This is a genomic window from Aliagarivorans taiwanensis DSM 22990, assembly GCF_000429505.1.
Lineage (GTDB): Bacteria > Pseudomonadota > Gammaproteobacteria > Enterobacterales > Celerinatantimonadaceae > Aliagarivorans > Aliagarivorans taiwanensis.
In genome coordinates, this window is record NZ_AUBZ01000061.1 from 1 (window position 1) to 10,459 (window position 10,459).

Annotated in this window: 10 protein-coding genes and 1 pseudogene; 2 read left to right on the forward strand and 9 right to left on the reverse strand. The window is 54.7% G+C overall.

Going from position 1 to position 10,459, the window contains the following annotated elements; all coding sequences use genetic code 11:
- From G462_RS23500 to G462_RS0119550, 6 genes are all read right to left on the reverse strand, one after another.
- Positions 1-265, reverse strand: a 265-nt coding sequence (locus tag G462_RS23500) for a transposase (protein ID WP_169720201.1), incomplete at its 3' end; no start/stop codon positions are given.
- 254 nt (positions 266-519) lie between these two features.
- Entirely contained in the window at positions 520-1,491 is a 972-nt protein-coding gene (locus G462_RS0119530; protein WP_035478462.1) for a substrate-binding domain-containing protein, read from the reverse strand.
- Between the two features lie 37 nt (positions 1,492-1,528).
- Entirely contained in the window at positions 1,529-2,527 is a 999-nt protein-coding gene (locus tag G462_RS0119535; RefSeq protein ID WP_084405146.1) for an ABC transporter permease, read from the reverse strand.
- Positions 2,524-4,041 carry a sugar ABC transporter ATP-binding protein gene (locus G462_RS0119540; protein ID WP_026960477.1) on the reverse strand — a complete coding sequence of 506 codons (1,518 nt, stop codon included), beginning with the start codon at positions 4,039-4,041 and terminating at the stop codon, positions 2,524-2,526. The genes G462_RS0119535 and G462_RS0119540 overlap by 4 nt, the downstream gene beginning before the upstream one ends.
- Positions 4,034-5,197, reverse strand: a complete 1,164-nt coding sequence (locus tag G462_RS0119545) for a Gfo/Idh/MocA family protein (protein ID WP_026960478.1) — start codon at positions 5,195-5,197, stop codon at positions 4,034-4,036. Before G462_RS0119545 ends, G462_RS0119540 begins: the two co-directional genes overlap by 8 nt.
- Before the next feature lie 9 nt (positions 5,198-5,206).
- Positions 5,207-6,262, reverse strand: a complete 1,056-nt coding sequence (locus G462_RS0119550; protein WP_026960479.1) for a sugar phosphate isomerase/epimerase family protein — start codon at positions 6,260-6,262, stop codon at positions 5,207-5,209.
- Positions 6,263-6,619: 357 nt separating this feature from the next.
- Here G462_RS0119550 and G462_RS0119555 point away from each other — a divergent pair, with 357 nt between their 5' ends.
- Positions 6,620-7,639, forward strand: a complete 1,020-nt coding sequence (locus G462_RS0119555) for a LacI family DNA-binding transcriptional regulator (RefSeq protein ID WP_026960480.1) — start codon at positions 6,620-6,622, stop codon at positions 7,637-7,639.
- Positions 7,640-7,643: 4 nt separating this feature from the next.
- Here the strand turns inward: G462_RS0119555 and G462_RS0119560 are convergent, their stop codons facing one another.
- Positions 7,644-8,342, reverse strand: coding sequence for a substrate-binding periplasmic protein (locus tag G462_RS0119560; protein ID WP_026960481.1), 699 nt, complete (start codon positions 8,340-8,342; stop codon positions 7,644-7,646).
- 105 nt (positions 8,343-8,447) lie between these two features.
- On the reverse strand, positions 8,448-9,191 hold the full coding sequence (locus G462_RS0119565; RefSeq protein WP_051326883.1) for a YjjG family noncanonical pyrimidine nucleotidase: 744 nt from the start codon (positions 9,189-9,191) through the stop codon (positions 8,448-8,450).
- Between the two features lie 162 nt (positions 9,192-9,353).
- Here G462_RS0119565 and G462_RS0119570 point away from each other — a divergent pair, with 162 nt between their 5' ends.
- The gene (locus G462_RS0119570; protein WP_157378696.1) at positions 9,354-10,091 is read left to right on the forward strand and encodes a BUD32 family EKC/KEOPS complex subunit; all 738 of its coding nucleotides are present in this window, start codon (positions 9,354-9,356) and stop codon (positions 10,089-10,091) included.
- Between the two features lie 49 nt (positions 10,092-10,140).
- Here G462_RS0119570 and G462_RS23505 read toward each other — a convergent pair.
- A pseudogene (locus G462_RS23505) lies at positions 10,141-10,459 on the reverse strand (IS4 family transposase); the annotation flags it as partial.

A 10,459-nucleotide genomic window follows, 5' to 3' on the forward strand; every position in this document is an offset into this window, starting at 1 on the left:
AGCGCATTGAGGCGATTTCATACAGGGCATCTTCCATTGCGCCATCACTGAGTGTGTACCACTGCTGCATGCAGTGGATACGCAACATGGTTTCTAGAGGGTAAGGGCGGCGGCCATTACCTGCTTTAGGGTAGACAGACTCAATCACCTCGGTAAGCCGAACCCAAGGCAGCAGGTCATTCATTCGGGAAAGAAACTTCTCTTTACGAGTTTGTCGGCGCTTTGAAGAAAACTCACTATCGGCGAAGGTTAACTGGTGAGTCATGGATGCACGTCCTTGTTGATATCCTTATGCCTATGATCTCACATCAGGGACTTAATCGCACCTTCCCTAGAACTCAACGCTACCTCCACCTACATAACATCTTACTCAATGGAACTTTTCCCGAATGGTTTTAAAGTTACCATCTCTAATAGTACTACTCCATCAAGCCGCGCTCACATATCGTTAACTGAGGTGTCAGATCAAAAAAGGCCACAGCATGCTGTGGCCTTTTTGAACAACGCGACTTAACTGCTCTAGAACGTCGCCTCAGGCACATAAAAATCCTGAGCATTACTCTTATCCACTAACTCGGCCGCCAAGATTACCCGTGATGGGGCTGAGTGGTACATCTTGCCGATGTTCTCATGTTTGATACCGCTTACCGCTAGTGCGATACCAGATGCCACCATGTTCGGTGGGTAGGTCACGGTGGCGCGGACTACATCGTCGCCGTCCATAATCATCTTCATAATGTCTTTAGAGCCAGCGCCGCCGAGTACGGTTTTGATTTCGCTGCGGCCAGACTCTTTAATCGCCTGCATCACGCCTTTGAGCATATCGTCATCTTGGCACCATACCGCGTCGATATGGCGGTGGCGTTGTAGCATGTTTTCCATGACCGCCAAGGCTTTCTGGGTTGACCAATCGGCAGGCTGGCTGTCGAGGATCTCGATACCTTTGTGCTGGCTGATTACCTCATTAAAGCCATCGACCCGCTCTTTGTTAATTGGGATCGACATACCTTCGATCACCACCACTTTACCTTTACCGCCCATCTCTTCCGCCAGCCAGTGGCCACTTACAGTACCAAGGCCGGGGTTGTCGCCAGCGATAAATACATCTTGTGCCGGAGTGGGTAACTCGCGGTCAACCACCACGGTGTAGATACCGCTGTCGTAGGCTTCGCTAATCACGTTCTGCAGGGTGGCCGGGTTGTGTGGCAGGATAACCAAGGCGTCGATACCGCGGATCATCAAGTCTTCCACATCGCCTACCTGGGCTGCGCCCGAGCTGGCGGAGACTAGGTAGAACTCTACGTCTTGATCGGTTTTTTTCAGGTCATCGATGGCCCGGTTGGCCCACCATAGTACGCCGCCTGTCCAGCCATGGTCAGCGGTGGGCACTGAAACCCCAATCTTGTAGGTTTTTGCCCACGCCTGGCCACACACCAACATGGCAAGGCAGAACACACTGATAAGCATTTTTTGTATCGTATTTCGTAGCATGGGTACGCTCCTTTATTTTACGTATCTGGCGTGGGGGCTAGCGCTCTCGTTTGTACTGCATCAGTACCGCAATCAAGATCACCAATCCTTTCACCGTTCCTTGTAGGTAGGGGGAAACCCCCATCAAGTTCAGCATGTTGTTAATAATTCCCAGGATCACTGCGCCAATCACAGTGCCCCAAATGGTTCCTTTACCGCCGTTAAGCGAGGTGCCGCCAATCACTACCGCGGCGATGGCATCCAACTCATAGAACATGCCCGCATCGCCGGGGCTGACTGAGTTAAGACGCGAAGACAGCATCACCGCCGACAGGCCCACAGTGACCCCGAGGATCACGAAGGTGGAGAAGATAATCCGCTGCACATTGATCGCCGAGTAGCTGGCAACCTTGGGGTTGGAGCCGACTGCACAGACATGGCGGCCAAAGGCGGTGTGGCGCAGTAGCATATGGCCCAGCGCCGCTAGGCCGAGGAATAGCCACACCGGTACTGGCAGGTCTAAAAAGTAGCCGGTACCAACCTTGGAGTAGACGCTGTTCTGCGAGACCATCTCCCCGGCGTCGCTGATATACAGGGTCAGAGAGCGGAAGATAGACATGGTCGCCAAAGTCGCGACAAAGGGCGCTATCTTGCCTTTGGTGGTAAGCGCGCCGTTAATCGCTCCCGACATCGCCCCCAAAGCCGCAGCCGCGCCGATTGCCACACTGACCGCCAGCCAGCCATCGCCCAAATAGTTGAGCAGCATAATCACCAGCACACCGACCAACGCGAGGCCCGAGCCGACCGACAAGTCGATACCGCCGGCGATAATCACAAAGGTCATACCCAGTGCGATGATCCCGGTGTAGGAGACCTGGCGCAGCACGTTGGTGATATTGCGTGGCATCAGGAAGTGCTCACTGGCGAGCGCCGAGATGACCACCAAAATAATCAAGGCGATCAGCGGGGCGTAGTTGCCGATGGTAAATTTGGGCTTTGCGTTACTTCCCGAGAAAAAGCGCGTCGCCAGCACACCCTTCTTTATTGCATCACTCATGCGGTTTCCCTCTGTTGTGGGCCCAGTCCTGCGGCCAGCAACATGATTTGTTGCTCGTTAATCTGTTCACCGCTCAGCTCGCCTTGCAGGCGGCCTTCGCGCATCACCATCACCCGATGGGCGAGGCCAATCAGCTCCTCCATCTCCGATGAAATCACGATCACCGCCATGCCTTGCTCGGTGAGCGACTGGATAAAGTGGTAGATATCTTTCTTTGTGTTCACGTCCACCCCGCGGGTGGGTTCGTCGAGGATCAGGATCTTGGGATCGGTATCCATCCACTTCGACAGGTAGACTTTTTGCTGGTTACCACCGCTGAGATACTGCAGCTCGCTACCCAGCGACGGCGCTTTAATGGAAAAGCGCTGCACATAGTCTTGGGCTTGCTTGCGGGTTTGCTGGTGGTTGATCAGGCCGCGGCTATAGCGCTTTAACGAAATCAGGCTGATGTTCTCCGGTAGGTCGAAGTTCATCACCAGCCCCGCGCCTTGGCGGTCTTCACTGAGGTAGGCCAGCCCAAGCTCCACGGCTTGGCGCAGCTTGCGGATCTTGACTGGCTTGCCGAACACCTTAACCTGACCGCTATCGCTGCGACGCAGCCCCATCAGCGCTTCCATGGTTTCAGTGCGGCCGCTGCCCACTAAGCCTGCGAAGCCCAGTACCTCGCCCTTGCGCACGCCAAAGCTGATGTCGTGTAGCTGGGAGCGGATGCTCAGGCCGCTGACCTCCAGCGCCCATTCATCGAGGGGCTGACTGCGCTCCGGGAAGATCTGGTTGAGTTCGCGCCCGACCATCTTGGTAGCCATATCGTGCTCGCTCAGATGAGCGACCTCGTCCATCGACACCAACTGGCCATCGCGCAGGATCATCAGCCGATCACATAGCTGCTTCACCTCTTTGAGCTTGTGCGAGATAAACAAGATAGTGACCCCTTGCGCCTTGAGCTTGGCGATCAGGGCGAACAGCACCTCCACCTCTTTCTTGGTCAGTACGGTGGTTGGCTCATCCATAATCAGGATGCGCGCATCGTGCACTAGTGCTTTGGCGATCTCCACCATCTGCTTCTCGGCCACGCTGAGATCTTCGACTAAGCTGTCGGGATCCAGCTCGGTTTCGAGCAGTTGTAGCAGGTCATGGGTGCGCTGGCGCATGGCGGCTTTGTCCAGCAAGCTGCCACGTTTTAGTTCATGACCAAGGAAGATGTTCTCAAACACATTCAAGCTGGCTATCAGGTTGAACTCCTGAGGGATCATGGCGATCCCCAGGCGTTTGGCGTCGCCGGGAGAGCCGATGGTGACTGGCTCTCCATCTAAGTGCAGCGCGCCATCGCTGAGTGAGTAGATGCCGGAGACGATCTTCAGCAGCGTCGACTTACCGGCTCCGTTCTCACCCAATATTCCCAACACCTCACCTTGCTCGATCTCGGCATTAATGCCGTGCAGCACAGTGACGCCGGAGAACGACTTGCGAATGCTCTCCAGGCGCAGCAGTGTAGGTCGTTGCACGCTAGTCATTGCCGACCTCGCTAAGTGCCGTCCAGCTACCATCCGCTTGAGAGGATTGGATCATCGCGTTGATAAAGCGCAGTCCGTCGACGCCGTCGCTAACACCGGGCAGTGGGTAGGCCGCGAGGGCCGCTTGGACTGATTCACCGTCGGCAATTGCGCGCAGGCATTGGGCAGTCTCGCGGTAGATATTGGCGAAACCCTCCAAGTAGCCTTCCGGGTGACCGGCTGGGGTGCGCACCAAGGAGGCATCGCCTTGGTAGCCATTACCGGCGCGGGTTAGTAGTTGTACTGGCTGGCCAAAGGGCGAGTACTCTAAGGTGTTAGGCTGCTCTTGCGACCAGCTTAGCCCGGCTTTCTCGCCGTAGATCCTTAGGCGAAGCCCGTTCTCGTTGCCCGGAGCCACTTGCGAGCTCCACAGCATGCCGCGTACACCTTGCTCAAAGCGCAGCATGGCATGCACGTTGTCGTCGAGGCTGCGACCGGGCACAAAGGTACTTAGCTCACTGGCCACCGACTCAAGCTGTAAGTCGCTGACAAAGCTGGCCAAGTTGTAGGCGTGGGTGGCGATATCGCCCAGACAACCGGCAGGGCCGGAGCGTTTCGGGTCGGTGCGCCATTCCGCCTGCTTGTTGCCGGTGCTCTCGGTGCGCTGGCTTAGCCAATCTTGTACATACTCCACCTGAATCACTCGCAGTGGCCCAAGATCGCCATTGGCGATCATCTCGCGGGCTTGGCGGATCAGCGGGTAGGCGGTGTAGTTATGGGTTAGCACAAACAGCTTATCGTGCTGTTCAACCAGCGCTTGTAGCTGCTCGGCTTCTTGCAAGGTGGTGGTCATCGGCTTGTCGCAGATAACGTGGATGCCCGCTTCCAAAAACGCCTTGGCGATGGGGAAGTGCATATGGTTTGGCGTAACGATGGCCACAACATCGATGCCGTCGGGGCGCTCTGCTTCTGCTTGCGCCATCAGGCGGTAGTCGCTGTAGCTGCGCTCGGCCTCGATGCCCAGAGCCTGCGCCGATTGCGCGGCTTTTTCGGGATCGGCGCTCAGTGCACCAGCTACCAAGCTAAATTCATCGTCGATACGCGAGGCGATGCGGTGTACCCCACCGATAAATGCGCCAATGCCACCACCGACCATGCCCAGTTTTAACTTTTCCATGTTCGCTCCTTAGCTCAGTCCGAGGATCTGCTGGTTGGTTTGCTTGTCGACATCGGCGTCGGCGAAGTCATCGAAGGCCTTGTCGGTGACCGGAATGATGTGCTGTTCGACAAACTTGGCGCCTTCGGCGGCCCCGGCTTCGGGGTGCTTCATGCAGCATTCCCACTCCACCACCGCCCAGCCGTCGAAGTTGTACTGACTGAGCTTGGAGAAGATCTGGCTGAAGTTAACTTGGCCATCACCCAGTGAGCGGAAGCGTCCGGCGCGCTCAACCCACGATTGGTAACCGCCGTACACGCCTTGCTGAGCACTGGGGTTAAACTCGGCATCCTTAACGTGGAACATTTTGATGCGCTCGTGGTAGCGGTCGATAAAGGCCAGATAGTCCAACTGCTGCAACACAAAGTGGCTGGGGTCGTACAAGATGTTGGCGCGCGGGTGGTTGTTCACCGCACTTAGGAAGCGCTCGAAGGTGGCGCCATCGTGCAGATCTTCGCCCGGATGGATCTCGTAGCAGACATCGACACCGGCTGCGTCGAAGGCATCGAGGATCGGCATCCAGCGCTTGGCCAACTCTTCAAAGCCAGCTTCCACCAAGCCTTGCGGGCGCTGTGGCCAAGGATAGATATAAGGCCAAAGCAGCGCACCGGAGAAGGTTACATGGGCCGTTAGCCCTAAGTTTTTAGAGGCTTTGGCAGCCAGCATCATCTGCCGCACCGCCCAGGCTTGGCGCGCTTGCGGGTTGTTGTGCACTTCGCGCGGGGCAAAGCCGTCGAACATTTCATCGTAGGCGGGGTGGACCGCAACCAGTTGCCCTTGTAGGTGGGTGCTTAGCTCGGTCAGCTCAAGGCCATGGTGGGCGAGCAATGCCTTGATCTCTTCGCAGTAGCCTTGATCGCTGGCAGCCCGTTCTAAGTCGAATAAGCGGCTATCCCAGCTTGGGATCTGCACACCTTTGTAGCCCAGACCACTGGCCCATTTGGCAATACTGTCGAGGGAGTTAAATGGCGGATTGTCGTCGGCGAACTGAGCCAGAAACAGCGCGGGACCTTTAATTGTTCTCATTGCTTGTCTTCCCTTTTTAGCGTCATTTGTAGACAAAATGCAATCGATTACATTTTGATGATTAGAAGGAGCAGCCAAGATGAAGCAATTATCATTCAGCTGAACCAGCGAATTACCACGCATCATGTAGGTATGGGTCTATTTATAGCGAGTTATCTAGCTAATTGTCCTGCTCTGCAGTACAAAATGTGATCAAAATGGTTGTTGGAGCGAAAACGGCAATTTTTTTTGAGATCTATCCTGTGTTTTTTTTGAACAGTAATAAAAAATAAATACTCACAAAATGTAATCGATTGCATTTTCGGTGCAGAGTATTTATAGGTTAGAATGAGGGCAGCGAACAGATAAGGAAGACCCATGCCAACAATGAAGGACGTCGCTCGGGTGGCGGGCGTATCCACCGCCACGGTGTCGCGATCGATGATGAGCCCAGAGCGGGTATCAGAGAAGACCCGCTTAAAGGTGCAACAGGCCATCGCATCCACCGGCTTTACTCCCAATGCGATTGCGCGCAACCTGCGCAAAAGTGAATCCAAGACCATCGTGGTGGTGCTGCCCGATATCGCCAATATGTTCTTTGCCGATATCGTGCGGGGTATTCAACTGGTGGCTCAACAGAACGGCTACAAGGTGCTGCTGGGGGACTCGGTGCACACAGTGCAGCAAGCTAGCGTCTATATCGACCTGGTAAAAACCAAGCAAGCCGATGGCATTATCTCGCTTACCGCGGAGCTGCCGGCCGAGTTTAAGAGCGGCTCGAACATACCGATGGTAATGGCCTGTGAGTTCTTCGAAGGCTATCCGGTGCCCACCGTTCATTCCGACAACTATGGCGGGGCCAAGCGCGCTGTCGATTACCTGCGGGATATGGGCCATAAGCGGATTGCTTGTATCACTGGCCCCAAAGAAAACCCGCTGTGTGGGGTGCGCAAACAAGGGTATCTCGACAGCCTTCAGCAAGGCAAGCTGAGCTTTGAAGCGGCGGCGGTGGAGTCGGGGGACTTTAGCTTTCACTCGGGCTATGCCGCGTTTAAGCGCTTGCACAAGCAGTATCAGATGACCGCGCTGTTTTGCTTTAACGATATGATGGCGATGGGAGCGATGCGCGCCGCCATGGAGGTGGGCTACTCGGTGCCCGACCAGCTATCAATTGTTGGCTTCGACGACCTGCTGTTTGCCGAGTACACCACGCCGCAGCTCACCACGATTCGTCAGCCACAGAAGCAGATCGGTGAGACCGCCATGAAGGTCTTGCTGAAGATCCTAAACGGCGAGCAAGCTCCGCAGGAGAGCGTGATCCCCACTCAGTTGTTGGTACGAAGCTCCAGCGCGGTACCGCCAGTGGCGGGCTCTGAGCACAAGGTCGAGGGCAGCTAAGTTACTACTGCTCTAGGCCTTGAACTTGTTTAAGGCCTCGGTTGAAGCGATCGCGCAGTTGCGGGCTGTGGAAGCCGAGCACCCTTGGCGAAGCGGGAAACAGCTCATGAAAGGTGACCGGGTGCAGGGTGAGGCGCTGCTCGTCGAGCTTTTGCGCGAAGTAGTGGTAGATTTCCCGGTCTAGAACAATCACATCCACTTGCTGACGATGTAGCCGCTCGATCTGCGCTTGCTGATTGACCACCTCAAAGTAGTTGTTTTGCCCTTCTAACACCTGCGCATACTCAGGGCCGAGGTAGCGCGAGGCATTTTGAAATGCCATGACTTTTAAAGACCGCAGGTCTTGCAGCGAGTTAATGGATAGCTCGCTGTCACGCAGGGAAATGGCGACATTTTGGTAGTGCACCACTGGTTCTGAGTAGTAGATATCGGGCGAGCCTGAAGGGGCGTTGATAACGGCATCGACCTGTTTGGCTTTAAGCAGACGCATGGCACGCAAGTTGGACACGAACATCAGTTCGTCGATAAGCAACTCTTCGGCTAGCAAGGCATCTCTGATGACTTCGAGTTGGCTACCGTTGTGTTGCTCAATGATGTAAGGCGGGATGGAGCCACTGGCTGCCAGTGTAATACCTTGGTAAGCGAGAGCAGGTTTTGCGGCTAGCAACACAATTGCTAGCACTGCGCCGAGCGCGTATTTCATAGAGTACAACTTCCTTGTTTACTTGGCTGAGCCTCACGTTTGTTTGCGTTGGCGTGCTTTAGACGAGCGACCAGCTCGGGCTAGTATATACAGTGAAAGCTCAGCTTAACAGAGTAGTAGCTCGGGTAACTCACTAAGGCAGGCAATTTGGTAGGTTGGCTGGATATCCTTGCCACGCTCGAGGCCGGTGGGGTTAAACCAGATCTGATCGATCCCCGAGGCTTGCGCCCCTCCCACGTCGGCATGCAGGTTGTCGCCAATCATAATGCACTGCTCGGGCGGGCAGTTTAGCGCCTTCAATGCATGCTCGAAGATCAGCGGTGAAGGCTTGTTGGCACCGATGTGCTCGGAGATAAACACCTGCTCGAAGTACTGTTCCAGCTTGGCTGCACGCAGCTTGCGGTGTTGTGCTTCGGCAAAGCCATTGGTCATGATGTGCAGCTGATAGCGTTTAGCCAGCGTTTCCAGCACCTTATGGCAATGAGGAAACACGCCATCCATATCTGAGCAGCGCTCAATAAACAGTTGCTCCATCTGCACCGAGGGTTGATGCAACTGTTCCTCGCGAAGTCCTAAGGCCTTGACTGTTTCCGGAAAGCGCCGTTCACGTAGCTGCTGCTTAGTAACGCGGTGGTGGTGGTAGTCGTCCCACAGCGCTGCGTTTAGCGGCGTGTAGTGCACCATAAACTGATCAAACGAGATGCCAAAAGGCCCCAGAAATTCATGGGTTAGTTGCTCCAACACACGGTTGGCATTGCGGTCAAAGTCCCACAGGGTATGGTCGAGATCAAAGATCAGGTGTTGATAGGGCATGGCTTGGGGCGTAAGCAAAGACTGGCATTGTTTCATATAAAGATTGCTGCGAAAATACCCTACCAAGGTGATATGACGTATTAATGACGTCTATGCTTCATGTTGGTAACGGTTAACAAGGCTTTACTTAGGTTAACTATTTATTCGAATGATGAGGTATCGATGGTTCCTGGCACGCTACAGCAAGCCGTAGACAATATGACACGCGTTAAACCGGTCCAGCGTTTAGAGTGGAACGGCGAGCGTTATTGGGTAAAGTTTTGCGCCGAAAATAAGCAGAACCTGCTGCGCCTGCTGGCCACTAAGCTCGCTTCCTTTCCTCGCTTACGGATGCTGTTGGTCAACTCCGCACTCAGTACCGAACAGCGTTTTAACCATGAATGCGACATGCTAGAGCGGATGCATCGCAAGCAGCTGCCGGTGGTAGAACCGATCCTGACGACTCAAGACTATTTGGTCACCCGCGATATGGGCAAAACCCTGCGCCAGCTGCCAGAAAGCGCCGATTCACAAGTGCTGCTAAGACGCGCGTTTGTAGCCTTGTCTGCCTTTCATCACCATGATATGTGCCATGGCCGCCCTGCACTGCGCGATATTGTTGCCTCAGACGATGGCCAGGTGAGCTTTTTAGACTTGGAAGAGTCACAACGGGATTGCTCCAGCCAGCTGATGGCGCGTGATGCCTTTTTACTGCTGATGGATTCGTTTCGCTACGAGGCGATGGACGCAGATCCGCGCTTAGTTGCGCTGTCTGCCTGGGCTGAACGAGCGCCAGCTCCTGCGATAAAAGAGCTGCGCCGTATGGCGACTTGGCTGCATCACGGCCGCTTTATTCCGCATATGATCTTGCTGTTTAAAAACAACACCACCTCAAAGCAACTGCTGGGATGCGACCAATGCCTACAGCGCTTTTTTGCAGAGCATACCGCGCGCTAGTAAAGAATCTCAGATGAACTAAAAAAGGCTCCCTAGGGCTGTCTCTTGATCACAAGTCCCCGTGCTCAAGAGACATCGCAAGCTCATAGCCTTCAAGGATGGTTTGCAACTTAAACCATCCTTCCCACAACACCTTCACAGACGCTCGGCCTGTTCGTTTTGTATCTTTCCATCCACCTAGTCTGGCGAGGCTCTCGTAAGCCCAGTGCATATCCGGAATGCCCGTGGGTAGTGGCTTTCCTACCGTTTTCATCCACAACAGTTTCCAAGCCTTCGTGCTCATCACGTGTTCGCAGTTCATGGTTGTGCCGTTCGGCTCGACCTCTTTGATAAAACGTAACTGCAGTAAACGGGTGGCAATAAAGGCG